The sequence below is a fragment of the Pseudomonas sp. S2_H10 genome, assembly GCF_054668285.1.
On the sequence record NZ_CP162754.1, the window covers coordinates 4,535,567 to 4,560,941 of the forward strand.

A 25,375-nucleotide genomic window follows, 5' to 3' on the forward strand; every position below is an offset into this window, starting at 1 on the left:
CTTGCTGGCGATCGCGATTTCAAGGAGCGGAATCAGTCTTCCTTGCCCTTGTTGCGCACCGCGCGCTGCAGCTCGCGGCCGGCATCGCGTTCGCGCTCGGTATCGCGCTTGTCGTATTCCTTCTTGCCCTTGCCCAGCGCGATCTCGCACTTGACCATGTGCTTGCTCCAGTACCAGGACAGGCACACGCAGGCATAACCCTTTTGCTGCACCGCAGCGGAAAGCTTGTCCAGCTCGCGACGGTTGAGCAGCAGCTTGCGGCTGCGAACCGGATCGGCGATGACGTGGGTGCTGGCGGTCGTCAGAGGCGTAATATGGCTGCCCAGCAGCCAGGCTTCGCCATCCTTGAGCAGCACGTAGCTGTCGACCAGCTGCAGCTTGCTTGCCCGCAAACTTTTTACTTCCCAGCCGGCCAGGACCAGACCAGCCTCGAACTTATGCTCGATGAAGTAATCGTGTCGCGCCTTTTTATTTTGCGCGATGGTCCCTGTTGGGTGTTTCTTCTGTTTAGCCATAGGGGCGGCATTATAGGGAGTTACATCAGAGTCGGCTACGGGGATGCTACGTGCTTGAGCAGGTTGATTGAATCCCGGACAATGCGGCCTCTTTTTTGAACGCTTGGGCGTGATAACGATGTCGACAGACAAGGTTTCTGTCCACGGCAGTTGGGCTAGCCGCTGGGTCTTCATACTCGCCGCGACCGGTTCGGCCGTGGGACTGGGTAGTATCTGGAAATTCCCGTACATGGTCGGTGTCTATGGCGGCGGCGCTTTCGTGCTGATGTTCCTGGCCTGCATCGCGCTGATCGGCGTGCCGGTCATGCTGGCCGAAACCCTGATCGGCCGGCGTGCCCGGCAGAGCCCGGCCAATGCCTTGAAGATCCTGGCGGTCGAGGCGGGGCACTCGGCCAAATGGTCCTGGGGTGCATTCGCCGGAATGATCACGGCGTTGCTGATCCTGTCGTTCTACAGTGTAGTGGGCGGATGGTCGCTGGATTACATCATCGACATGGGGCGTGGCGACTTCCAGGGCGTGACGGCGGATCAGGTGGGGGCTTACTTCGGCAACGTGATCGCCGATCCCTGGCGCCTGACACTTTGGCACACGATTTTCATGCTGTTATCAGCGGTGGTGATCGCCAAGGGCGTGGTTGCCGGGCTTGAGCGCAGTTTGCGCATCATGATGCCGTTGCTGTTCGTGATGATCCTGGTGCTGCTGGGCTACAGCATGACCACCGGTCACTTCATGGAGGGCGTGCATTTCATGTTCGACTTCCACCCGGAAAAGGTCCTGGACGGCTTGTTGCCGGCAATGGGGCACGCGTTCTTCTCGCTGAGTGTGGGTGTCGGTTCGATCATGATCTATGGCGCCTACATGCCGAAGAATTCGTCGATTTCGGGGACGGTCGTCGGCGTGGCGCTGCTCGACACCTTCGTGTCCCTGGTGGCCGGCCTGGCACTGTTTCCGATTGTTTTCGCGGCGGGCCTGAACCCGAGCGAGGGGCCGGGGTTGATGTTCGTCAGCTTGCCGTTTGCCTTCGGGAACGTGGCGTTCGGACAATTGATGGGTGTGGTGTTCTTCGTGCTGGTGGCGGTCGCGGCCTGGAGTTCGGCGATTTCCCTGCTTGAACCGATGGTGGCCTACCTGGTCGAGCGCACTAAAGTGAGTCGTGCATGGGTCACTTTCTGGCTGGCTTTCAGTTGCTGGTTTGTCGGCCTGGGCACGGTGTTCTCCTTCAATATCTGGAAGGAGGCCAAGTTTTTCGTGAACGAAGGCGGGATGTTCCACCTCTACCAATGGGGAGCAAACGGTGGTCTCGACTTCTTTGGCGTGATCGATTTCTTCACCTCGCGACTCATGTTGCCGCTTGGCGGTTTGTGTTTCGTGGTGTTTGCGGGCTGGATCATGGGGCGTGAGGCGGTGCGCGACGAGTTGTCGATCCGCAACCCGGCGCTGTTTGGTCTGTCCTTGTTCTTGATGCGCTATGTGGCGCCCATCGGCATCCTCGTAGTGTTTGCCGCCCAGCTGTGGAAGTGACGCTGACATGACGACACACATTTCGCGATCGGCATTGCTGCCATACCCGGCACAAGCGCTGTATGACCTGGTCAACGACGTGGCGCGCTATCCGGAGTTTCTGCCGTGGTGCTCGACCGCCGAAGTCCTGGAGAGCTCCCCTGAACATATGCGGGCGAGCGTTGGCGTGGCGAAGGGCGGCCTCAGTCAGCACTTCGTGACGCGCAACACGCTGGTTCCCGGTCAATCGATCGAAATGAACCTCGAAGAGGGCCCTTTCACCCAATTGCATGGCATATGGGTGTTCAAGGCGCTGACAGACAAGGCCTGCAAGATCAGCCTCGATCTGTCGTTCGATTATGCCGGGCCGCTGGTTCGCGCCACTCTGGGACCACTGTTCAACCAGGCGGCCAATACCCTGGTGGATGCGTTCTGCCAGCGTGCCAAGCAGATACATGGTTGAGGTCATGATTGAAGTCGAGGTGGTCTACGCGGCCGTCGACCGTCAGGTACTGCTGACCCTGGCGGTTCCGGTAGGAACGAGTGTGCGGGCGGCCTTGCTCAAGTCGGCGGTGGCCGAAACGTTTCCTGAACTGGATCTGGCCAATTGCCCTGTGGGTATCTTCGGCAAGGTTTTGGCCGATCCGGAGCATCGGTCTGTTCAGGCGGGGGATCGAATCGAGATTTATCGACCTCTGTTGGCCGATCCGAAAGAGGTGCGCCGACTGCGCGCGGCGAAAGCTGCCGAGGCCAAAGCTGCCGAGGCCAAAGCGCGGAATCAGTGATTGGCTGGAGCGCCAGACAATAAAAAGCCCGGGTATGCCGGGCTTTTTATTGAGTCGCAAATTATTGCGGCGAGGTTTCCAGTGGTTCAGGCGTCGGGACCGGAACGGTTTCTACACCGTCGACGTCCTTCTGGATCTGATCCAGCAACGAACCTGGCTTGACCGGTTTTTCCGGTTTTGGCTTCTCGACGTTTTCTGCCGGTGCAGCCACTGTCGTGCCGCTGTCCTTGCCGAGAATGGCTTCGTCACGGCTCACGCCTGGCATGAAATCACCAGAGAGGCTGACAAGCTGATCATTTGGGTTGAAGATAACGCTAATGCGTTCCTGTTGGCGTTCACCGCCACCCGGTTGCAGGCTGTACAGATAATCCCAGCGATCGGCATGGAACGTGTCAGTCAGCAGAGGGTTGCCCATGATAAACCGTACTTGCTTACGGGTCATTCCCGGGCGTAACTGGTCTATCATGTCCTGCGTGACGACATTGCCCTGCTGGATGTCGATTTTGTAAACCCCGGGGAATGAACAACCGGCGAGTGCGAGCAGTCCCACAAAGGTGAAACTGGTTAGCAAGAGCTTGGTGTTTTGCATCGGTGGGCGACTTCCACTATCTTGGCTGGGACAACGTAAACGCCGATCATACCCGCATTAAGAGAAGCTGCGAAGCAGCATCGCGAGAAAGCTGACCATGGTTGAAAATAGCGAACTACGCAAAGCCGGCCTCAAAGTGACCCTGCCACGGGTCAAAATTCTGCAAATGCTCGATTCCGCCGAGCAGCGCCACATGAGTGCCGAGGATGTCTACAAGGCCCTTATGGAGGCTGGTGAGGACGTCGGTCTGGCCACGGTTTACCGTGTCCTGACCCAGTTCGAGGCAGCTGGCCTTGTGGTGCGGCACAACTTCGACGGAGGCCATGCGGTCTTCGAACTGGACGACGGAAAGCATCACGACCATATGGTCAACGTCGAAACCAGCGAAGTGATCGAATTCTTCGACGAAGAAATCGAGCGGCTCCAGAAAGCAATCGTCGACAAGTATGGCTTCGAGATGGTTGATCACAATCTGGTGCTGTACGTGCGCAAGAAAAAGTAAGCATGTCGCGCGAACATCCGTTCGCGAAACGAACGAAGGCGACCCCGGGGTCGCCTTCGTGCTTTCTGCCCGCCTTAAACTTTTGCGGTCACGACCATTTTTTTGGCGTGGGCAAGGGATTCCTTGGTCAGGTCGATGCCGCCCAGCATTCGCGCGACCTCTTCGATACGATCGTTCTTGCTCAGCTTGGAGACGGCTGTGCGAGTGGCATCCTCTCCGCGCACCTTGTGCACAAACAGATGTTGATGACCTTGCGCGGCGACTTGTGGCAAGTGGGTGACGGTCAACACCTGTCCCCGCTCGCCGAGCCGACGCAGCAACTGGCCGACAATCTCGGCGGTCGGGCCGCCAATGCCCACGTCGACTTCGTCGAACACCAGCGTTGGCACGCGAGAGGTTTGGGCGGTGATCACCTGGATGGCCAGGCTGATCCGCGAAAGCTCACCGCCGGAGGCTACTTTCGCCAGGGCTTTTAACGGCTGCCCCGGGTTGGCACTGACGAGCAATTCGACCTGTTCAAGTCCGTTTGGCAGTAGTTCATTGCTGCTGTTCGGGCGCAGTTCAATGGTGAAGCGGCCGCCGGGCATGCCCAGGCGCTGGATTTCCTGCTCCACGGCGCTGGCCAGGCTGCTTGATGCCTGATGGCGCAAGTCGCTCAGCTCCCGGGCCTTTTCCTGATAGTGGCGGGCATAGGAAGCCAATTCGTCGCTCAGTCGCTCGATGGATTCGTCGTTGGCATTCAGGGTTTCGATTTCATCGAGCAGGCGCTGTTGCATCTCCGCGACTTCGGTCGGCTGGATGCGATGTTTGCGCGCCATGGTGTAGATCGCGTCGAGACGTTCTTCCAGATATTGAAGTCGCGCCGGGTCGGCGTCGAAGTTGTCCAGGAAGCGGTTCAATTCGCCCACGGCTTCTTCAACCTGAATCTGTGCGCTGGTCAGCAAGCTGCTGGCTTCGCCGAGCGCGCCGATCGAGTTGTTCACACTCGACAGGCGGTTGAGGCTGGCGGTGAGGGCGTTCAGGACATTCCCGGAATCACTTTCGCTGCATTGCTCGACCACTTGCCGGCAAATGCCCAGCAAGGTTTCGGCGTTGGTGAGGTTCTTGTGTTCCTGCTCGAGCTGCTCCAGCTCGTTGTCGCCCAGGCCCAGGTTTTCCAGTTCTTCGAGTTGATAGCTGAGCAACTGATGGCGGGCGCGTTGCTCGTCGCCGGAATTGGAGAGTCGCTCCAGTTCCTGGCGGGTCTGGCGCCAGCGCTGGGCGGCAAGTTGTACCAGGCGGGCAAGATCCGTAGCGCCGGCATATTCATCGAGCAGGCGCCGGTGGGTATCGGTCTTGAGCAGGGATTGGTGTTCGTGCTGGCTGTGAATGTCGATCAGCAGTTCGCCCAGCGCCTTGAGGTCGCCCAGTGGGCAGGGCGTGCCGTTGATGTAGCCGCGCGAGCGTCCTTCGGACGTGATCACCCGGCGCAGGATGCACGGACCGTCGTTTTCGAGGTCGCGCTCGGCCAGCCAGGCGCTGGCTTCGGGAATATCGGCCAGATCGAAGGTGGCCAGGATGTCGGCCTTGTCGGCACCGGGGCGGACCACGCCGCTGTCGGCGCGATCACCGAGGGTGAGGCCCAGCGCGTCGAGCATGATCGACTTGCCCGCGCCGGTTTCCCCGGTGATCACGCTCATCCCGCGATCGAGTTCGAGATCGAGATGTTCAACGATGGCGTAGTTGTGTACGGACAGGTGCACCAGCATATGGGCCGCTCCCAGGTGTTAGGTCTGGTTATTTATACAGTGTTTTATTCGCGACTGACAATGCCCCTTGTTAGCTCGATTGGCTCGGCCCGACGAAACCCTTATCGCAATCGGGAATGACAATGCAGTTGTTTTTTGTAGGGTTAATCTTCAGCGCCCCTTGAAGCCGGATTTTGCGGCCCCATATAGCTGGGCAGAAGCGCGAGTTGAGCTCGCGGACGAAATTGAAAGGAGAAATCTATGGCTGACGAACAGACAGTGGATACGCAAAACCCAGACGCCAACCAGGCGCCCGAGGCTTCGGGTGATGACCTGGCGGCTCGTGTACAAGTGCTCGAAGAGCAACTGGCAGGCGCTCAGGATCAGGCTTTGCGTGTAGCCGCCGATCTGCAGAACGTCCGCCGTCGCGCCGAGCAGGATGTAGAGAAGGCTCACAAGTTCGCGCTGGAAAAATTCGCCAGCGACCTGCTGCCGATCGTCGACAGCCTGGAACGTGGCCTGGAACTGTCCAGCCCGGACGACGAAAGCATCCGTCCGATGCGCGAAGGCATCGAGCTGACCCTGAAAATGTTCCACGACACCCTCAAGCGTTATCAGCTTGAAGCGATCGACCCGCATGGCGAACCGTTCAACGCCGTTCACCATCAGGCAATGGCCATGCAGGAAAGCGCCGACGTCGAGCCGAACAGCGTTCTGAAGGTGTTCCAGAAGGGCTATCAGCTCAATGGTCGCCTGCTGCGCCCGGCAATGGTCGTGGTCAGCAAGGCGCCTGCGCCGGTTTCGCCTTCGATTGACGAGCAGGCTTGAAATCCGCCGCAAGGCCCCCATTTATAAGTCAAGCGTTTAAGTGCTACCGCAGTTAGCCACCACTGCTGCGGCAACCAAATCCAAAGTTTCGGGAGAGTGAACATGGGCAAAATTATCGGTATCGACCTGGGGACTACCAACTCCTGCGTCTCCGTGCTGGAAAACGGCAAGGCAAAAGTTATTGAAAACGCTGAAGGCGCGCGTACCACGCCGTCGATCATCGCTTACGCCAACGATGGCGAAATTCTGGTTGGCCAGTCGGCCAAGCGTCAGGCTGTGACCAATCCGCATAACACCCTGTATGCGGTGAAGCGTCTGATCGGTCGTCGTTTCGACGAAGAAGTCGTGCAGAAAGACATTCAGATGGTCCCTTACAAGATCGTCAAGGCTGACAACAGCGACGCCTGGGTTGAAGTGAACGGCCAGAAAATGGCACCGCCACAAATCTCGGCTGAAATCCTGAAAAAGATGAAGAAGACCGCCGAAGACTACCTCGGCGAGACCGTGACTGAAGCGGTGATCACCGTTCCGGCCTACTTCAACGACAGCCAGCGTCAGGCGACCAAAGACGCCGGCCGCATCGCCGGTCTGGACGTGAAACGTATCATCAACGAACCAACCGCGGCCGCTCTGGCTTACGGTATGGACAAGGCCAAGGGCGATCACACCGTGATCGTTTACGACCTGGGCGGCGGTACTTTCGACGTTTCCGTGATCGAGATCGCTGAAGTCGATGGCGAGCACCAGTTCGAAGTACTGGCCACCAACGGTGACACGTTCCTGGGCGGTGAAGACTTTGACATTCGTCTGATCGACTACCTCGTCGACGAATTCAAGAAAGAAAGCGGCATGAACCTCAAGGGCGACCCGCTGGCCATGCAGCGCCTGAAAGAAGCCGCTGAAAAAGCCAAGATCGAGCTGTCTTCCGCTCAGTCGACCGACGTGAACCTGCCGTACATCACTGCAGACGCCACCGGTCCGAAGCACCTGAACGTGAAGATCTCCCGCGCCAAGCTGGAAGCGCTGGTTGAAGACCTGGTTCAACGTACCATCGAGCCTTGCCGCATTGCGCTGAAAGACTCCGGTATCGACGTTGGCGCGATCAACGACGTGATCCTGGTCGGCGGTCAGACCCGTATGCCACTGGTTCAGAAGCTGGTGACCGAGTTCTTCGGTAAAGAAGCTCGTAAAGACGTGAACCCGGACGAAGCGGTTGCCATGGGTGCTGCCATTCAGGGCGCCGTACTGGCTGGTGACGTGAAAGACGTTCTGCTGCTGGACGTTAGCCCGCTGACCCTGGGTATCGAAACCATGGGCGGCGTGATGACTGCGCTGATCGAGAAAAACACCACGATTCCTACCAAGAAATCGCAAGTGTTCTCGACTGCCGACGACAACCAGGGCGCCGTGACCATTCACGTGTTGCAAGGTGAGCGTAAGCAAGCGACGCAGAACAAGTCCCTGGGCAAGTTCGACTTGGCCGAGATTCCACCAGCACCACGTGGCGTGCCACAAATCGAAGTGACCTTCGACATCGACGCCAACGGCATCCTGCACGTAGGCGCCAAGGACAAGGCCACTGGCAAGACTCAGTCGATCGTGATCAAGGCCAACTCCGGTCTGTCCGACGAAGAGATCGAGCGCATGGTGCGTGATGCCGAGGCCAACGCCGAGGAAGACCGCAAGTTCGAAGAGCTGGCCACTGCCCGTAACCAGGGTGATGCACTGGTTCACTCGACGCGCAAAATGGTTGCCGATGCTGGCGACAAGGTGAGCGCTGAAGAGAAGACTGCAATCGAAGCTGCTGTAGTTGCCCTGGAAGCCGCTGTCAAAGGCGACGACAAGGCCGTTATCGAAGCCAAGGTTGAAGAGCTGTCGAAAGTCTCCGCTCCAGTGGCGCAGAAGATGTATGCCGAACAGGCTCAGCCTGCTGAAGGCGCTGCACCGCAGGGCGAATCGGCGGAAAAGGCTGACGACGTTGTCGATGCCGAGTTCGAAGAAGTCAAAGACCACAAGTAAGTTGTTGGTCGGCCGGTTGACTGCCTTAAGGCGGTGACTGGTAGGATGTCGCCGCGCGGGAGCTTGCTCCCGCGTTGGCGTGTCTGGAATACGCGAATTTTTACAGTGTGCGACAACGTTCGCGTGCTGCTGGCATGGTCGGGAATGCTCCTGCTTTCCGAGCCGCAAGTGCCAAATCGAAACAAAGACCAGGATCGTTGAATTGACGTGAGTTGGGTCCGGGCCTGTATTGGGGCTCAACGAGTTCGGCAGGGCTCAGGAGAGGTTTGCCGAACGTCCTCAAGAGTGCAGATGACTTATGGCAAAGCGTGACTATTACGAAGTATTGGGTGTTGAGCGAGGCACAAGCGAGGCGGACCTGAAAAAGGCCTACCGTCGCCTGGCGATGAAGCACCACCCGGACCGTAATCCCGATGACAAAGCGTCGGAAGAGATGTTCAAGGAGGCCAACGAGGCCTACGAAGTGCTGTCCGATTCCAGCAAACGTGCGGCGTACGACCAGTACGGCCACGCCGGTGTCGACCCAAGCATGGGTGGCGGCGGTGCCGGTTTCGGCGGCCAGAACTTCTCCGACATCTTTGGCGATGTCTTCAGTGACTTCTTCGGTGGCGGTCGCGGCGGTTCCCGTGGCGGCGCTCAGCGCGGCAGCGATTTGCGCTACACCCTGGAGCTGGACCTGGAAGAAGCGGTGCGCGGTACGACCGTGAATATCCGCGTTCCGACGCTGGTCAACTGCAAGCCTTGCGACGGCTCCGGTGCCAAGAAAGGTTCTGCGCCGGTGACTTGCCCGACTTGCGGCGGTATCGGCCAGGTGCGCATGCAACAAGGCTTCTTCTCGGTGCAGCAGACCTGCCCGCGTTGCCATGGCCAGGGCAAGATCATTTCCGATCCGTGCGATTCGTGCCACGGCGAAGGCCGTGTCGAAGAGTACAAGACCCTGTCGGTGAAAGTGCCGGCCGGTGTCGATACCGGTGACCGCATTCGCCTGTCCGGCGAAGGCGAGGCGGGTGCCCAAGGTGGGCCAACTGGCGATCTGTACGTGGTGATCAATGTGCGCGAGCACTCGATTTTCCAGCGCGACGGCAAGCACCTGTTCTGCGAAGTGCCAATCAGCTTCGTCGATGCGGCGCTGGGCGGCGAGCTGGAGATTCCGACCCTTGATGGTCGGGTCAAGCTGAAGATCCCCGAGGGGACCCAGACTGGCAAGCAGTTCCGCGTTCGCGGCAAGGGCGTCGCGCCGGTGCGTGGCGGCGGAGCCGGTGACCTGATGTGCCGTGTGGCGGTCGAGACTCCGGTCAATCTGAGCCGTCGCCAGCGCGAAATGCTCGAGGAGTTCCGTAGCTCCCTGGCGGACGACAACAGCCATTCGCCGAAAACCACCGGTTGGTTCGAAGGCGTGAAGCGCTTCTTCGGCGATTTGTAAGGAGACAGGCATGCGACGTATTGCAGTGATGGGCGCCGCCGGGCGCATGGGCAAGACCCTGATTGAAGCGGTGCAGCAAACCCCGGGTGCCGGTCTGACGGCGGCGGTGGATCGCCCTGACAGCACGCTGGTCGGCGCGGATGCCGGTGAGCTGGCTGCGCTGGGTCGCATCGGCGTACCGCTGTCCGGCGATCTGGATCGGGTAGTCGACGAGTTCGACGTGCTGATCGACTTCACGCACCCGACGGTAACCCTGAAGAACCTGGCTTTCTGCCGTAAGCACGGCAAGGCCATGATCATCGGTACCACTGGTTTCAGCGTTGAAGAAAAACAGCTGCTGGCGGAAGCGGGCAAGGACATTCCGATCGTCTTCGCGGCCAACTTCAGTGTCGGGGTCAACCTGTGCCTGAAGCTGCTCGACACGGCCGCTCGCGTATTGGGCGACGATGTCGACATCGAAATCACCGAAGCTCACCATCGGCATAAGGTCGATGCGCCGTCCGGCACTGCCGTGCGCATGGGTGAGGTGATTGCCGATGCGTTGGGTCGTGATCTGAAGAAAGTGGCGGTGTATGGCCGTGAAGGTCAGACCGGTGCTCGCGAGCGTGAGACCATCGGTTTCGCGACTGTGCGTGCCGGTGACATCGTCGGTGATCACACCGTGCTGTTCGCTGCTGATGGCGAGCGTGTCGAGATCACCCACAAGGCGTCCAGCCGCATGACCTTCGCCAAGGGCGCGGTACGTGCTGCGTTGTGGCTGGACGGGCGCGAGCCTGGCCTTTACGACATGCAAGACGTGCTCGATCTGCGTTAAGATGCACCCGAAATCGGGCTCGCGCACAGCGTTTGAGCCCGGTTTTGTTCCGCCAGGCGACGTCCTGTCGCATTCTCCAGCCTTTAGGGCTCATTGGCGGTAGACCAAAAAGGCCTTTTTCTGTAAGCTACAGCTTTAGTGTGTCCACTAAAAGCGCGCAGAATAATTCAGTGAAGAAGCGGGGTGACGTGTCCATACGTCACTCCGCTTTTTTACAACCTGCGATCGCCCTTTCAGGCTTTATTTACGGGAGGTCTTCTTGACTAAGCCAGCCATACTCGCCCTTGCTGATGGCAGCATTTTTCGCGGCGAAGCCATTGGAGCCGACGGTCAGACCGTTGGTGAGGTGGTGTTCAACACCGCAATGACCGGCTATCAGGAAATCCTTACCGATCCTTCCTACGCCCAACAGATCGTTACCCTGACTTACCCGCACATCGGCAACACCGGCACCACGCCGGAAGACGCCGAGTCCAACCGCGTCTGGTCTGCCGGCCTGGTCATCCGTGACCTGCCACTGGTTGCGAGCAACTGGCGTAACACGATGTCCCTGTCCGACTACCTGAAGGCCAACAATGTTGTGGCCATCGCCGGTATCGACACCCGCCGCCTGACGCGCATCCTGCGTGAAAAAGGCGCGCAGAACGGCTGCATCATGGCCGGTGACAACATTTCCGAAGCCGCCGCCATCGCCGCTGCCCGGGGTTTCCCTGGCCTCAAGGGCATGGATCTGGCGAAAGTCGTCAGCACCAAGGAAAGCTACGAGTGGCGCTCGACTGTCTGGGATCTGAAGACCGACAGCCACGCGACCATCGAAGCCTCCGAGCTGCCATACCACGTGGTTGCCTACGACTACGGCGTCAAGGTGAACATCCTGCGCATGCTGGTCGAGCGCGGTTGCCGCGTGACCGTGGTGCCGGCGCAAACCCCTGCTGCCGATGTACTGGCACTGAAGCCGGACGGCGTGTTCCTGTCCAACGGCCCCGGTGATCCGGAGCCATGCGACTACGCGATCCAGGCGATCAAGGACGTGCTGGAAACCGAGATCCCGGTCTTCGGTATCTGCCTCGGTCACCAACTGCTGGCCCTGGCCTCCGGCGCCAAGACCCTGAAAATGGGTCACGGCCACCACGGTGCCAACCACCCGGTCCAGGACCTGGACAGCGGTGTGGTGATGATCACCAGCCAGAACCACGGTTTTGCCGTAGACGAAGCGACCCTGCCGGCCAACGTTCGCGCGATCCACAAATCGCTGTTCGACGGCACCCTGCAAGGTATCGAGCGTACCGACAAGAGCGCCTTCAGCTTCCAGGGTCACCCTGAAGCCAGCCCTGGCCCGAACGACGTAGCGCCATTGTTCGATCGCTTCATCAACGAGATGGCCAAGCGACGCTGATCGCTCGCCTTGATGTAGCAAGGCTTGAGGGTGGTCCCGAGACCGGCGGCCCCCTCAAGTCACGGATTGAACAAGACGGCTTGCCGACTGACCTGCGGATTTGAGTGACAAACCCATGCCAAAACGTACAGACATTAAAAGCATCCTGATTCTTGGTGCTGGCCCGATCGTGATCGGCCAGGCCTGCGAATTCGACTACTCCGGCGCCCAGGCCTGCAAGGCCCTGCGCGAAGAGGGTTACCGCGTCATCCTGGTGAACTCCAACCCGGCCACCATCATGACCGACCCGGCCATGGCCGACGCCACCTACATCGAGCCGATCAAGTGGCAGACCGTTGCCAAGATCATCGAGAAAGAGCGTCCGGACGCGCTGCTGCCGACCATGGGTGGCCAGACCGCTCTGAACTGCGCCCTGGACCTGGAGCGCGAAGGCGTCCTGGAGAAGTTCGGCGTAGAGATGATCGGTGCCAACGCCGACACCATCGACAAGGCTGAAGACCGCTCTCGTTTCGACAAGGCGATGAAGTCCATCGGCCTGGCGTGCCCGCGTTCCGGTATCGCCCACAGCATGGAAGAGGCCAACGCGGTCCTCGAGAAGCTCGGCTTCCCGTGCATCATCCGTCCGTCCTTCACCATGGGCGGCACCGGTGGCGGTATCGCTTACAACCGTGAAGAGTTCGAAGAAATCTGCGCCCGTGGTCTGGACCTGTCGCCGACCAAGGAGCTGCTGATCGACGAATCGCTGATCGGCTGGAAAGAGTACGAGATGGAGGTTGTCCGCGACAAAAAGGACAACTGCATCATCGTCTGCTCCATCGAAAACTTCGATCCGATGGGCGTGCACACCGGTGACTCGATCACCGTGGCTCCTGCGCAGACCCTGACCGACAAGGAATACCAGATCCTGCGTAACGCCTCCCTGGCGGTACTGCGCGAGATCGGCGTTGAAACCGGCGGTTCCAACGTGCAGTTCGGTATCTGCCCGAACACCGGCCGCATGGTCGTGATCGAGATGAACCCGCGTGTATCGCGCTCCTCGGCACTGGCTTCGAAAGCCACCGGTTTCCCGATCGCCAAGGTCGCGGCCAAGCTGGCTGTGGGCTACACCCTCGACGAGCTGTCGAACGACATCACCGGCGGCAAGACCCCGGCGTCCTTCGAGCCGTCCATCGACTACGTCGTCACCAAGCTGCCGCGTTTTGCCTTCGAGAAATTCCCGAAAGCCGACGCCCGCCTGACCACTCAAATGAAGTCGGTCGGTGAAGTCATGGCCATCGGCCGTACCTTCCAGGAATCCCTGCAGAAAGCCCTGCGCGGTCTGGAAGTGGGTGTTTGCGGTCTGGACGAGAAAGTTGACCTGGCCAACCCGGAAAGCATGAGCGTGCTCAAGCGCGAGCTGACCGTGCCGGGCGCCGAGCGTATCTGGTACGTGGCGGACGCGATGCGCGCCGGCATGAGCGTTGAAGACATCTTCGGCATGACCATGATCGACCCTTGGTTCCTGGTGCAGATGGAAGATCTGATCAAGGAAGAAGAGAAGGTCAAGACTCTGGGTTTGTCGTCGATCGACAAAGACCTGATGTTCCGCCTCAAGCGCAAGGGCTTCTCCGACATGCGCCTGGCCAAGCTGCTGGGTGTGACCGAGAAGAGCCTGCGTGCTCACCGTCACAAGCTGGAAATCTTCCCGGTCTACAAGCGCGTCGACACCTGCGCCGCCGAGTTCGCCACGGATACCGCCTACCTGTACTCGACGTACGAGGAAGAGTGTGAAGCCGCGCCGTCGGGCCGCGACAAGATCATGATCCTGGGCGGCGGTCCTAACCGTATCGGCCAGGGCATCGAGTTCGACTACTGCTGCGTACACGCGGCACTGGCCCTGCGCGATGACGGGTACGAGACCATCATGGTCAACTGCAACCCGGAAACTGTTTCCACCGACTACGACACCTCCGATCGCCTGTACTTCGAGCCAGTGACCCTGGAAGACGTGCTGGAAATCGTCCGCGTCGAGAAGCCAAAAGGCGTGATCGTCCAGTACGGCGGCCAGACCCCGCTGAAACTGGCGCGTGCCCTGGAAGCTGCTGGCGTGCCGATCATCGGTACCAGCCCTGACGCCATCGACCGTGCCGAAGACCGTGAGCGCTTCCAGCAGATGGTCCAGCGCCTGAACCTGCGTCAGCCGCCAAACGCCACCGTGCGCAGCGAAGACGAAGCGATTCGTGCCGCCAGCAAGATCGGTTACCCGTTGGTGGTGCGCCCGTCCTACGTACTGGGCGGTCGTGCGATGGAAATCGTCTACGAAGAAGAAGAGCTCAAGCGCTACCTGCGTGAAGCGGTGCAAGTGTCCAACGACAGCCCGGTGCTGCTGGACCACTTCCTCAACTGCGCCATCGAGATGGACGTGGATGCGGTCTGCGACGGCAAGGACGTGGTGATCGGCGCGATCATGCAGCACATCGAACAGGCTGGCGTTCACTCCGGTGACTCCGCTTGCTCGCTGCCGCCGTACTCGCTGCCGGCGCACATCCAGGACGAGATGCGCGAACAGGTCAAGAAAATGGCCCTGGAACTCGGCGTGATCGGCCTGATGAACGTACAGTTGGCGCTGCAAGGCGACGACATCTACGTCATCGAAGTCAACCCGCGCGCTTCCCGTACCGTGCCGTTCGTGTCCAAGTGCATCGGTGTTTCCCTGGCAATGATCGCTGCACGCGTGATGGCTGGTAAAACCCTGAAGGAAATCGGTTTCACCAAGGAAATCATTCCTAACTTCTACAGCGTGAAAGAGGCGGTGTTCCCGTTCGCCAAATTCCCTGGCGTTGACCCGATCCTCGGCCCAGAGATGAAGTCCACCGGTGAAGTGATGGGCGTGGGCGACACCTTCGGTGAAGCGTTCGCCAAGGCCCAGATGGGCGCCAGCGAAGTGCTGCCGACCGGCGGTACTGCGTTCATCAGCGTGCGTGACGACGACAAGCCGCTGGTTGCGGGCGTGGCCCGTGATCTGATCAACTTGGGCTTCGAAGTGGTCGCTACCGCCGGTACTGCCAAGCTGATCGAGGCTGCAGGCCTGAAAGTACGCCGCGTGAACAAGGTGACCGAGGGTCGTCCGCACGTGGTCGACATGATCAAGAATGACGAAGTCACCCTGATCATCAACACCACCGAAGGCCGTCAGTCGATCGCTGATTCCTATTCCATTCGTCGCAACGCCCTGCAGCACAAGATCTACTGCACCACCACCATTGCTGCTGGCGAAGCTATCTGCGAAGCGCTGAAGTTCGGTCCCGAGAAGACCGTGCGCCGCTTGCAGGATCTACACGCAGGATTGAAGGCATGAGCATAACGAAGTACCCAATGACCGTTCAGGGCGCTCGCGCCCTGGAAGAAGAGCACACTCACCTGACCAAGGTCGTACGTCCGAAGCTGAGCCAGGACATCGGTACGGCCCGCGAGTTGGGTGACTTGAAGGAAAACGCCGAATACCACGCTGCTCGCGAGCAGCAAGGTATGGTCGAGGCGCGGATCCGTGACATCGAAGGCCGGATTCAGAACCAGGTCATCATCGACGTCACGACCATTCCTCACACTGGCAAGGTTATCTTCGGCACCACCGTCGAAATCGCCAACGTCGAGACTGATGAAAGCGTCACTTACCACATCGTGGGTGAGGATGAGGCTGACTTCAAACTTGGCAAGATTTCGGTCGGCTCGCCCCTGGCTCGTGCCTTGATCGGCAAGGAAGAGGGCGATGTGGTTGCGGTGAAAACGCCAAGTGGCGTTATCGAGTACGAGATTGTCGAAGTTCGTCACATCTGAAAGCCGGCGCCCGCTTCGTGCGGGCGCCATGCTTTGGCAGCTGACCCAGATGTTGTGGGTCGGCGGCTTGTGGCTGTTGCAAATCGGTCTGTTGCCGATGCTCGGGCGAATAGGCCTGGCGCCGCTGCTGATCGATGAAGTCGCAGGCACGCTCAATGCGCTGGTAGTGGGATTCGCTACGGCGTGTGTGATTTTTCAGGCTTTGGTGCTGGTTAAGGCCGAGGGCCTTGTCAGTCTATGGCGAGATAATCGCGGACAACTGCTGTTGATGGCGCTGTATGCGTGCGCGATGTACTTCGTGGTGCGTTTCGGCTGGCCGGATGCGTTGCGTTGGCAGGCGTTCAGCTATCTTGTCCTGGGGTTTTCCGGGCTGGTGCTGGTGTTGCAGCCGGTGCCGGGATGGAGTGGCAGGGTGCGCGAAGCACACCCCTGACCCTTGCCATCACTTGAAACGATGGACGTTCGACAGCTGCTTGTTGACGCTGAAGTTCTTGCGGTAGATCAGTGCCATCTTGCCGATGACCTGGACCAGATCCGCTTTGCCGACCTTGCAGAGCTCTGCAATGGACGCCAGGCGCGATTCGCGATCAAGGATGTTGAGCTTGATCTTGATCAGTTCGTGATCCGCCAATGCGCGTTCGAGTTCGGCTAACACACCTTCAGTCAAACCATTGTCTGCCACAATCAGAACCGGTTTCAGATGGTGGCCAATGGATTTGTACTGTTTCTTCTGCTCTTGAGTGAGCGGCATAATCTGACCCTTTCGTCTGGATTCTGTAAAATGGCGGCCATTTTACCCGAGGGTTCGTGACTCCGCCCAACTAATCACGACCCTTATCATCGAGGTGCCCAATGGCGCGTTCCAAGACAAGCCTTGAGTGGCTGAAAAGACATGTCAATGATCCCTATGTGAAGCAGGCGCAGAAGGACGGCTACCGCTCGCGGGCGAGTTACAAGCTTCTGGAAATCCAGGAGAAGTACAAACTGATTCGTCCGGGCATGAGCGTTGTCGACCTGGGTGCAGCGCCCGGTGGCTGGTCGCAGGTTACCAGTCGGCTGATCGGTGGTCAGGGGCGTCTGATCGCCTCGGACATCCTGGAAATGGACAGCATTCCGGACGTAACTTTCATTCAGGGTGACTTCACCCAGGACGAAGTGCTCGCTCGGATCCTTGAGGCCGTGGGTAATTCGCAGGTGGACCTTGTGATTTCCGATATGGCCCCCAATATGAGTGGTACGCCTGAAGTGGACATGCCCAAAGCCATGTTCCTGTGTGAGCTGGCGCTTGATCTGGCGGAGCGGATACTCAAGCCTGGTGGTAATTTCGTGATCAAGATTTTTCAGGGTGAAGGTTTCGATGTTTACCTGAAGGACGCCCGTAAGAAATTCGACAAGATCCAGATGATCAAGCCGGATTCTTCTCGTGGCAGCTCTCGCGAGCAATACATGCTGGCTTGGGGCTATCGCGGTCGCAGTGAATAAAACGAGCTTTTTTGGCCGGGGCGATAGGTTTTTCGTATTTCGCCTCGCGTGCATAAGCGAATATTGTGTAGAAAGTGTTTCACAAAGGGTTACAGACGGCGCCTGCCAAGTTGTAGGTAATGTAGTAAGTTAGGCCGGTGAATATCATGCGAAGCGCGCGCCAGTAGCGGAGCTTGCTTCAGAGGGTAGTTAATTGAACGATATGGCAAAGAATCTGATCCTGTGGTTGATCATCGCGGCTGTCCTGGTGACGGTGATGAACAACTTCTCCAGCCCTAACGAGCCGCAGACCCTCAACTATTCCGACTTCATCCAGCAGGTCAAGGATGGCAAGGTCGAGCGCGTGGCGGTTGATGGCTACGTGATTACCGGCAAACGCAACGATGGCGACAGCTTCAAGACCATTCGCCCGGCGATCCAGGACAACGGCCTGATCGGCGACCTGGTGGATAACCACGTCGTGGTCGAAGGCAAGCAGCCTGAGCAGCAAAGCATCTGGACTCAACTCCTGGTCGCCAGCTTCCCGATCCTGGTGATCATTGCCGTATTCATGTTCTTCATGCGGCAGATGCAGGGCGGTGCCGGTGGCAAGGGCGGGCCGATGAGCTTCGGCAAGAGCAAGGCGCGCCTGCTCTCCGAGGATCAGGTTAAGACTACCCTGGCTGACGTTGCCGGTTGCGACGAGGCCAAGGAAGAAGTGGGTGAACTGGTCGAGTTCCTGCGCGATCCGGGCAAGTTCCAGCGCCTGGGTGGTCGCATTCCACGCGGCGTACTGATGGTCGGTCCTCCGGGTACCGGTAAAACCTTGCTGGCCAAGGCTATCGCCGGCGAAGCCAAGGTACCGTTCTTCACCATTTCCGGCTCCGACTTCGTCGAGATGTTCGTCGGCGTGGGTGCCAGCCGTGTTCGCGACATGTTCGAACAGGCCAAGAAACACGCGCCATGCATCATCTTCATCGACGAAATCGATGCGGTCGGTCGCCATCGTGGTGCCGGCATGGGTGGTGGTCACGACGAGCGCGAACAGACTCTCAACCAGTTGCTGGTCGAGATGGACGGCTTCGAAATGAACGACGGCATCATCGTGATTGCCGCGACCAACCGTCCTGACGTACTGGACCCTGCGCTGCTGCGTCCGGGTCGTTTCGACCGTCAGGTGGTGGTCGGTCTGCCGGACATCCGTGGCCGCGAACAGATTCTCAAGGTTCACATGCGTAAAGTGCCAATGGGCGACGACGTTGCCCCGGCCGTGATCGCACGTGGTACTCCTGGCTTCTCCGGTGCCGACCTGGCCAACCTGGTCAACGAAGCGTCGCTGTTCGCTGCCCGTGCCGGCAAGCGCATCGTCGAAATGAAAGAATTCGAACTGGCCAAAGACAAGATCATGATGGGCGCCGAGCGCAAATCCATGGTCATGTCCGAGAAAGAAAAGCAGAACACGGCTTATCACGAGGCGGGCCACGCCATTGTGGGGCGTGTCGTGCCTGAGCATGATCCGGTGTACAAGGTGTCGATCATTCCGCGCGGTCGAGCGCTGGGTGTGACCATGTTCCTGCCGGAAGAAGATCGTTACAGCCTGTCCAAGCGTGCGTTGATCAGCCAGATCTGCTCGCTGTACGGCGGTCGTATCGCTGAAGAAATGACCCTGGGCTTCGATGGCGTGACCACCGGTGCCTCCAACGACATCATGCGCGCCAGCCAGATTGCGCGGAACATGGTGACCAAGTGGGGTCTTTCGGAAAAACTCGGCCCGTTGATGTATGCCGAAGAAGAGGGTGAAGTGTTCCTCGGTCGCGGCGGTGGCGGTCAGAGTGCAAGCTTCTCCGGTGAGACAGCCAAGCTGATCGACTCCGAAGTGCGCAGCATCATCGATCAGTGCTACGGCACGGCGAAACAGATCCTCACGGACAACCGTGACAAGCTCGACGCCATGGCCGATGCCTTGATGAAGTACGAAACTATCGATGCCGAGCAGATCGACGACATCATGGCGGGGCGTACGCCGCGCGAGCCGCGCGACTGGTCGGGTGGCACCGGTACCTCCGGCACCCCTCCGGTGGTGCAGGACGAGCGCCCGGAAACACCGATCGGCGGTCCTGCTGCTGACGTATAAGGTTTGAAATGACTTCTGTTCAGTCCTCGACCCGGTTGCCTTGCGGCAACCGGGTTCTTGATTTGGCCCAGACGCATGTCATGGGTATTCTCAATGTCACTCCTGATTCTTTCTCCGATGGTGGCCAATACAGCCAGCTCGACGCGGCCATGCGCCACGCCGAAGCCATGGTGGCGGCCGGCGCGACGCTGATCGATGTCGGTGGCGAATCCACCCGTCCCGGTGCCAGGGTCGTATCGCCGCTGGAAGAGCTGGAACGCGTGGCGCCCATTGTCGAGCGCATCAATCGCGAGCTGGATGTGATCATATCGGTCGATACCTCCACGCCAGCGGTCATGCGTGAAACTGCGCGCCTGGGCGCCGGGTTGATCAATGACGTGCGTTCATTGCGTCGCGATGGTGCGCTGGATGCCGCAGCGGCCACCGGTCTGCCGGTTTGCCTGATGCATATGCTGGGCGAACCCGGCGATATGCAGGACAATCCGCAGTATCAGGACGTTACAAGGGAAGTCGGTGAGTTTCTCGCCGAGCGCATGGTTCAGTGTTCATTGGCGGGTATCCCGGCCGAGCGGATCATTCTTGATCCCGGCTTTGGCTTCGCCAAGACCTTGCAGCACAATCTGAGCTTGTTCAAACATATGGAAGCCCTGCATGCCCTGGGGCGGCCCCTGTTGGTCGGGGTTTCGCGAAAGAGCATGATTGGTCAGGCATTGAATCGTCCGGTGGGAGACCGGCTGTATGGCGGTTTGGCGCTCGCGGCGCTGGCTTCGGCGAAAGGTGCGCGTATATTGCGCGTCCATGATGTAGCCGAAACAGTGGATGTGGTGCGCATGATCGCCGCAGTGGAATCAGCCGAATAAGAATGATGGAGCACTTATGAGCAAAAAATATTTTGGCACCGATGGTATTCGTGGGCGTGTCGGGCAATACCCGATCACTCCTGATTTCATGCTCAAGCTCGGCTGGGCTGCCGGTATGGCGTTTCGCAAGATGGGCGCCTGCAAGGTACTGGTAGGCAAGGACACCCGGATCTCCGGCTACATGTTCGAGTCTGCGCTTGAGGCGGGGCTTACCTCCGCGGGTGCCGATGTGATGCTCCTCGGTCCGATGCCGACTCCGGCGATTGCCTACCTGACGCGTACCTTTCATGCCGAAGCAGGCATCGTCATCAGCGCCTCGCACAATCCGCACGATGACAATGGCATCAAGTTTTTCTCCGGAAAGGGCACCAAGCTTCCGGATGAGGTCGAGCTGATGATTGAAGAGTTGCTCGACACGCCAATGACTGTGGTGGAGTCGAGCAAGATCGGCAAAGTGTCGCGTATCAACGACGCCTCGGGCCGCTATATCGAATTCTGCAAGAGCAGCGTACCGACCGGCACCAGCTTCTCGGGCCTGAAGATCGTGATCGACTGCGCTCACGGTGCGACCTACAAAGTGGCGCCGAGCGTGTTTCGTGAGTTGGGTGCTGAAGTTGTGGTGCTCTCGGCTCAGCCCAACGGTCTGAACATCAACGACAACTGCGGTTCGACCCATATGGGGCCGCTGCAGGCTGCCGTCATTGCCGAGCATGCCGACCTGGGTATCGCCTTCGATGGTGATGGTGACCGGGTTCAGATGGTCGATCACACAGGTGCGGTGGTCGATGGTGACGAATTGCTGTTCATCATTGCCCGCGATCTGCATTTGCGCGACAAGCTGCAGGGCGGCGTGGTCGGAACCCTCATGAGCAACCTGGGGCTGGAACTGGCCCTGGCTGACCTGGGTATTCCATTCGTGCGTGCCAACGTCGGTGACCGCTATGTGATTGCCGAGCTGTTGGAGCGCAGCTGGATCGTGGGTGGTGAAAACTCCGGGCACGTCGTGTGCTTCAGCCACACCACCACGGGTGATGCAATCATTGCCGCGCTGCAGGTGCTGATGGCACTGCGCACACGCGACGAAGGTCTGGCGCAATCGCGTCAGGCGCTGCGCAAATGCCCGCAGGTGCTGATCAATGTGCGTTTCGGTGGCGGTGCAAATCCCCTCGAGCATCCAGCGGTCAAAGAAGCCAGCGATCGCGTTACCAAGGCAATGGCAGGTCGTGGCCGGGTCCTGTTGCGCAAGTCCGGGACCGAGCCGCTGGTGCGTGTGATGGTCGAAGGCGAAGAGGAAACCCTGGTTCGCGGCTATGCCGAAGAGCTGGCAAAACTGGTTACTGAAGTTTCTGCCTGAATTCGGCTTGCCAGCCTTGATTGTGTTGGGTAACATCTGCGCCCACTTTGACCGACGAGGTACAGCATGCGTCGCCCTATGGTAGCTGGTAACTGGAAGATGCACGGTACCCGCGCCAGCGTCGCTGAGCTGATCAACGGCCTTCGTGACTTGGCCTTGCCGAGCGGTGTTGATGTCGCGGTATTCCCGCCTTTCCTGCATATCAATCAAGTGATTGATGGCCTGGAAGGAAAGTCGATTTCGGTCGGCGCGCAGAATTCTGCGGTGGAATCCGGACAAGGTGCGTTGACCGGTGAAGTTGCACCGAGTCAGTTGGTGGATGCAGGTTGTTCCCTGGTACTTGTCGGGCACTCCGAACGCCGCCAGATCATGGGCGAGCAGGACGCAGTGCTGATTCGCAAGTTCGCAGCGGCACAGGCATGTGGCTTGACTCCGGTGTTGTGCATAGGGGAAACCCTTGAGCAGCGCGAAGCCGGAAAAACTCTTGAGGTTGTCTCGCGTCAGCTTGGCAGTATCATTGAGGAGCTGGGTGTCGGTGCCTTTGCCAAGGCAGTGATCGCTTACGAGCCGGTCTGGGCCATTGGCACCGGGCTGACTGCAACGCCGCAACAGGCGCAGGATGTGCATGCAGCCATCCGCGCTCAGTTGGCGGCAGAGAATTCTGAAGTCGCACAAGGTGTGCGGCTTCTATACGGCGGCAGCGTGAAGGCGGCCAATGCGGTCGAACTGTTCGGCATGCCGGATATCGATGGGGGTCTCATTGGTGGGGCTTCCCTGAATGCAGATGAGTTCGGTGCGATTTGTCGCGCCGCGGGAAACTGAAAAAATGCTGGAAACAGTCGTAGTCGTTTTTCATCTGCTGGGTGCATTGGGCGTAGTTGCTCTGGTTTTGCTGCAGCAGGGTAAAGGTGCGGACGCTGGTGCGTCTTTCGGAGCAGGTGCTTCAAATACTGTGTTCGGAAGCCAAGGTTCCTCTACCTTTCTTAGTAAGTTTACTGCTATACTTGCCGCAGGTTTTTTCATAACCAGCTTGGGGTTAGGTTACTTTGCTAAAGAGAAGGCTCACCAGCTGACTCAAGTAGGTCTGCCAAACCCAGCGGTACTGGAAGTTCCAAAGCAACAACCGGCTTCTGATGATGTCCCGGTGCTTCAAGAGCAAAAGTCGGCTACTCCAGCGACTGACGTGCCTCCAGCTCAAGAGCAGAAGTAAGAAGGGTTTCAAACGTAGTATTGCCGAGGTGGTGGAATTGGTAGACACGCAACCTTGAGGTGGTTGTGCCCATAGGGTGTAGGGGTTCGAGTCCCCTTCTCGGTACCAATTAGTCAGGAGAGCCCGCTGTTGCGGGCTTTCTTGCAGGTGGAAGGTTACATTGACCCTGTAGGGGATCGGTCGTATACTTCCGCCCCAGCTTTGTCGCGGGGTGGAGCAGTCTGGTAGCTCGTCGGGCTCATAACCCGAAGGTCGTCGGTTCAAATCCGGCCCCCGCAACCAGTTTAAGGAGCCCCTTTTCAGGGGCTTTTTGTTAGCTGGACACTTTCTACGCCGCTGTTCGACGGCGTTTCAAGGATGGGCGTTTCGCCCATTTTTTTATTTTGCATAGCATGCACATACATGCACTAGGGGGTTCAGGTGTCGAGCAAGCTAGAAGAGTTGCAGGCCTTGCTGGCCCCGGTGGTCGTGGCCCTAGGCTATGAATGCTGGGGTATCGAGTTTTCGGCTCAGGGTCGTCACTCGATGTTGCGCGTTTATATCGATAAAGAGGGCGGCGTGCTGGTGGACGATTGTGCCATCGTCAGCCGTCAGATCAGCGGTGTGCTGGATGTTGAAGATCCAATCACCGTTGAGTACACCCTTGAAGTTTCCTCGCCTGGCATGGAACGCCCTCTGTTCACTCTTGAGCAGTTTGCAAAATTTGCCGGTGAACAAGTGAAGATCAAGCTGCGCTCGCCTTTTGAAGGACGACGCAACTTTCAGGGCCTTCTGCGCGGCGTAGAAGAGCAGGATGTCGTGGTGCAGGTAGAAGACCATGAGTTCCTGTTGCCGATCGATATGATCGACAAGGCCAACATTATTCCCAGTTTTGACTGAGGCGTGCCAGATACTGCGGATCCCGCGGATCCAATGGCTTGCGAAAGGCGAGGCGTACGATGAGCAAAGAAGTACTGCTGGTTGTTGAGTCGGTATCCAACGAAAAGGGTGTACCGGCAAACGTTATTTTTGAAGCGCTGGAGCTGGCCCTGGCCACTGCGACCAAAAAGCGTTTCGAAGACGAAGTTGATCTGCGTGTGGAAATCAATCGCCACACCGGTGCCTACGAGACTTTCCGTCGCTGGACGGTCGTCGAGGAAGCAGACCTGGACGATCCGGCCATCGAAACCTGGCCGAGCAAGGTTGCTGAAACGCATCCTGGCGCCAAGGTCGGTGACGTTGTCGAAGAGAAAATCGAGTCCATCGAATTCGGGCGCATTGCTGCACAGACTGCCAAGCAAGTCATCGTGCAGAAAGTTCGCGAAGCCGAGCGCGCTCAGGTTGTAGACGCTTATCGCGAGCGCCTGGGTGAAATCATCTCCGGCACCGTGAAAAAAGTAACCCGCGACAACGTGATCGTTGATCTGGGCAACAACGCTGAAGCGTTGCTGGCCCGTGAAGACATCATTTCTCGCGAAACTTTCCGGGTTGGCGTGCGTCTGCGTGCGCTGCTCAAGGAAATCCGCACCGAGAACCGCGGCCCGCAGTTGATCCTGTCGCGTACCGCGCCGGAAATGCTGATCGAGTTGTTCCGCATCGAAGTGCCGGAAATTGCCGAAGGCCTGATCGAAGTGATGGCTGCGTCCCGTGATCCGGGATCCCGCGCCAAGATCGCCGTCCGCTCCAAGGACAAACGCATCGACCCGCAGGGCGCTTGCATCGGTATGCGCGGTTCGCGCGTCCAGGCAGTGTCGGGCGAGTTGGGCGGTGAGCGTGTTGACATCGTTCTGTGGGACGACAACCCGGCTCAGTTCGTGATCAACGCCATGTCCCCGGCCGAGGTTGCGGCAATTATCGTTGACGAAGATGCCCATGCAATGGACATCGCCGTTGGCGCAGACAATCTGGCTCAGGCCATCGGTCGCGGTGGTCAGAACGTGCGTCTGGCCAGCCAGTTGACTGGCTGGACCCTGAACGTGATGACCGAATCGGACATCCAGGCTAAGCAGCAAGCAGAAACCGGCGACATCCTGCGCAACTTCATCGACGAGCTGGAAGTCGACGAAGACCTGGCGCAGGTGCTGGTAGATGAAGGCTTCACCAGCCTGGAAGAGATTGCCTACGTACCGTTGGAAGAAATGCTCAACATCGACGGCTTTGACGAGGAAACCGTCAACGAGCTTCGCGCTCGTGCCAAGGATCGTTTGTTGACCAAAGCCATCGCTACTGAGGAAAAGCTGGCAGACGCCCATCCGGCCGAAGACCTGCTCTCGCTTGAGGGTATGGACAAGGATTTGGCGATGGAACTGGCGGTGCGCGGCGTAATTACCCGCGAAGACCTGGCCGAGCAGTCTATTGACGACCTGCTCGACATCGACGGCATTGACGATGATCGTGCCGGCAAGTTGATCATGGCCGCCCGAGCCCACTGGTTCGAGTAATTAGGCGCGGCCTGAGGAGAG

At 58.8% G+C, this 25,375-nt stretch carries 24 protein-coding genes and 2 tRNA genes; 22 read left to right on the forward strand and 4 right to left on the reverse strand.

Going from position 1 to position 25,375, the window contains the following annotated elements; genetic code table 11:
• Positions 1-32: 32 nt before the first annotated feature.
• Positions 33-515, reverse strand: coding sequence for an SsrA-binding protein SmpB (gene smpB, locus AB4O16_RS20255; RefSeq protein ID WP_007973144.1), 483 nt, complete (start codon positions 513-515; stop codon positions 33-35).
• A 118-nt stretch (positions 516-633) separates the two neighbouring features.
• On the opposite strand from smpB, the gene AB4O16_RS20260 reads away from it, so the two are divergent.
• From AB4O16_RS20260 to AB4O16_RS20270, 3 genes are read left to right on the forward strand one after another with little or no spacing between them, the layout of a single operon-like run.
• Positions 634-2,037, forward strand: a complete 1,404-nt coding sequence (locus AB4O16_RS20260) for a sodium-dependent transporter (RefSeq protein WP_160389480.1) — start codon at positions 634-636, stop codon at positions 2,035-2,037.
• Positions 2,038-2,044: 7 nt separating this feature from the next.
• Complete coding sequence (locus tag AB4O16_RS20265; protein WP_160389479.1) at positions 2,045-2,479, forward strand: type II toxin-antitoxin system RatA family toxin; 435 nt, start codon at positions 2,045-2,047, stop codon at positions 2,477-2,479.
• Entirely contained in the window at positions 2,472-2,801 is a 330-nt protein-coding gene (locus AB4O16_RS20270) for an RnfH family protein (protein ID WP_160389478.1), read from the forward strand. Before AB4O16_RS20265 ends, AB4O16_RS20270 begins: the two co-directional genes overlap by 8 nt.
• Before the next feature lie 61 nt (positions 2,802-2,862).
• On the opposite strand, the gene AB4O16_RS20275 is transcribed toward AB4O16_RS20270, so the two are convergent.
• Positions 2,863-3,390, reverse strand: coding sequence for an outer membrane protein assembly factor BamE (locus AB4O16_RS20275; RefSeq protein ID WP_095129507.1), 528 nt, complete (start codon positions 3,388-3,390; stop codon positions 2,863-2,865).
• A 97-nt stretch (positions 3,391-3,487) separates the two neighbouring features.
• Between AB4O16_RS20275 and fur the strand changes: the two genes are divergently transcribed.
• Positions 3,488-3,892, forward strand: a complete 405-nt coding sequence (fur, locus tag AB4O16_RS20280) for a ferric iron uptake transcriptional regulator (RefSeq protein WP_003197684.1) — start codon at positions 3,488-3,490, stop codon at positions 3,890-3,892.
• A 74-nt stretch (positions 3,893-3,966) separates the two neighbouring features.
• Here fur and recN read toward each other — a convergent pair whose 3' ends face one another.
• The gene (gene recN, locus AB4O16_RS20285) at positions 3,967-5,640 is read right to left on the reverse strand and encodes a DNA repair protein RecN (RefSeq protein WP_460155663.1); all 1,674 of its coding nucleotides are present in this window, start codon (positions 5,638-5,640) and stop codon (positions 3,967-3,969) included.
• Between the two features lie 240 nt (positions 5,641-5,880).
• Here recN and grpE point away from each other — a divergent pair, with 240 nt between their 5' ends.
• The 8 genes from grpE to AB4O16_RS20325 all read left to right on the forward strand — a co-directional run bounded on the left by grpE (position 5,881) and on the right by AB4O16_RS20325 (position 16,348).
• Positions 5,881-6,447, forward strand: a complete 567-nt coding sequence (gene grpE, locus AB4O16_RS20290; RefSeq protein WP_056728221.1) for a nucleotide exchange factor GrpE — start codon at positions 5,881-5,883, stop codon at positions 6,445-6,447.
• 102 nt (positions 6,448-6,549) lie between these two features.
• Positions 6,550-8,466 carry a molecular chaperone DnaK gene (dnaK, locus tag AB4O16_RS20295; RefSeq protein ID WP_160389476.1) on the forward strand — a complete coding sequence of 639 codons (1,917 nt, stop codon included), beginning with the start codon at positions 6,550-6,552 and terminating at the stop codon, positions 8,464-8,466.
• Between the two features lie 298 nt (positions 8,467-8,764).
• The gene (dnaJ, locus tag AB4O16_RS20300) at positions 8,765-9,889 is read left to right on the forward strand and encodes a molecular chaperone DnaJ (RefSeq protein WP_110657818.1); all 1,125 of its coding nucleotides are present in this window, start codon (positions 8,765-8,767) and stop codon (positions 9,887-9,889) included.
• 10 nt (positions 9,890-9,899) lie between these two features.
• Positions 9,900-10,703, forward strand: a complete 804-nt coding sequence (gene dapB, locus AB4O16_RS20305) for a 4-hydroxy-tetrahydrodipicolinate reductase (RefSeq protein WP_056728226.1) — start codon at positions 9,900-9,902, stop codon at positions 10,701-10,703.
• Between the two features lie 259 nt (positions 10,704-10,962).
• Complete coding sequence (carA, locus tag AB4O16_RS20310; RefSeq protein WP_460155664.1) at positions 10,963-12,099, forward strand: glutamine-hydrolyzing carbamoyl-phosphate synthase small subunit; 1,137 nt, start codon at positions 10,963-10,965, stop codon at positions 12,097-12,099.
• Between the two features lie 115 nt (positions 12,100-12,214).
• On the forward strand, positions 12,215-15,436 hold the full coding sequence (gene carB, locus AB4O16_RS20315; RefSeq protein ID WP_150714923.1) for a carbamoyl-phosphate synthase large subunit: 3,222 nt from the start codon (positions 12,215-12,217) through the stop codon (positions 15,434-15,436).
• Between the two features lie 2 nt (positions 15,437-15,438).
• Entirely contained in the window at positions 15,439-15,915 is a 477-nt protein-coding gene (greA, locus tag AB4O16_RS20320; protein ID WP_056728592.1) for a transcription elongation factor GreA, read from the forward strand.
• Between the two features lie 28 nt (positions 15,916-15,943).
• Positions 15,944-16,348 carry an MFS transporter gene (locus AB4O16_RS20325; RefSeq protein ID WP_460155665.1) on the forward strand — a complete coding sequence of 135 codons (405 nt, stop codon included), beginning with the start codon at positions 15,944-15,946 and terminating at the stop codon, positions 16,346-16,348.
• Between the two features lie 9 nt (positions 16,349-16,357).
• Here the strand turns inward: AB4O16_RS20325 and AB4O16_RS20330 are convergent, their stop codons facing one another.
• A complete protein-coding gene (locus tag AB4O16_RS20330; protein ID WP_007942889.1) occupies positions 16,358-16,666 on the reverse strand; it encodes a YhbY family RNA-binding protein in 309 nt (102 codons plus the stop codon).
• 101 nt (positions 16,667-16,767) lie between these two features.
• Here AB4O16_RS20330 and rlmE point away from each other — a divergent pair, with 101 nt between their 5' ends.
• The 10 genes from rlmE (at position 16,768) to nusA (ending at position 25,354) form a co-directional block, all read left to right on the forward strand.
• Entirely contained in the window at positions 16,768-17,397 is a 630-nt protein-coding gene (gene rlmE / locus AB4O16_RS20335) for a 23S rRNA (uridine(2552)-2'-O)-methyltransferase RlmE (protein ID WP_110657828.1), read from the forward strand.
• 202 nt (positions 17,398-17,599) lie between these two features.
• Entirely contained in the window at positions 17,600-19,510 is a 1,911-nt protein-coding gene (gene ftsH, locus AB4O16_RS20340) for an ATP-dependent zinc metalloprotease FtsH (RefSeq protein ID WP_015093436.1), read from the forward strand.
• Between the two features lie 8 nt (positions 19,511-19,518).
• Positions 19,519-20,370, forward strand: coding sequence for a dihydropteroate synthase (folP, locus tag AB4O16_RS20345; RefSeq protein ID WP_160389473.1), 852 nt, complete (start codon positions 19,519-19,521; stop codon positions 20,368-20,370).
• A 16-nt stretch (positions 20,371-20,386) separates the two neighbouring features.
• On the forward strand, positions 20,387-21,724 hold the full coding sequence (gene glmM, locus AB4O16_RS20350; RefSeq protein WP_460155666.1) for a phosphoglucosamine mutase: 1,338 nt from the start codon (positions 20,387-20,389) through the stop codon (positions 21,722-21,724).
• A gap of 66 nt (positions 21,725-21,790) precedes the next feature.
• The gene (tpiA, locus tag AB4O16_RS20355) at positions 21,791-22,546 is read left to right on the forward strand and encodes a triose-phosphate isomerase (protein ID WP_160389471.1); all 756 of its coding nucleotides are present in this window, start codon (positions 21,791-21,793) and stop codon (positions 22,544-22,546) included.
• Positions 22,547-22,550: 4 nt separating this feature from the next.
• The gene (gene secG / locus AB4O16_RS20360) at positions 22,551-22,934 is read left to right on the forward strand and encodes a preprotein translocase subunit SecG (protein WP_017336473.1); all 384 of its coding nucleotides are present in this window, start codon (positions 22,551-22,553) and stop codon (positions 22,932-22,934) included.
• A 22-nt stretch (positions 22,935-22,956) separates the two neighbouring features.
• A tRNA-Leu gene (locus AB4O16_RS20365) sits at positions 22,957-23,042 on the forward strand.
• A gap of 97 nt (positions 23,043-23,139) precedes the next feature.
• Positions 23,140-23,216, forward strand: a tRNA-Met gene (locus tag AB4O16_RS20370).
• A gap of 138 nt (positions 23,217-23,354) precedes the next feature.
• Positions 23,355-23,813 (forward strand): ribosome maturation factor RimP, encoded by a 459-nt coding sequence (gene rimP, locus AB4O16_RS20375; RefSeq protein WP_064387885.1) that lies wholly within the window; start codon positions 23,355-23,357, stop codon positions 23,811-23,813.
• A 59-nt stretch (positions 23,814-23,872) separates the two neighbouring features.
• The gene (gene nusA, locus AB4O16_RS20380) at positions 23,873-25,354 is read left to right on the forward strand and encodes a transcription termination factor NusA (protein ID WP_007900474.1); all 1,482 of its coding nucleotides are present in this window, start codon (positions 23,873-23,875) and stop codon (positions 25,352-25,354) included.
• Positions 25,355-25,375: the final 21 nt, after the last annotated feature.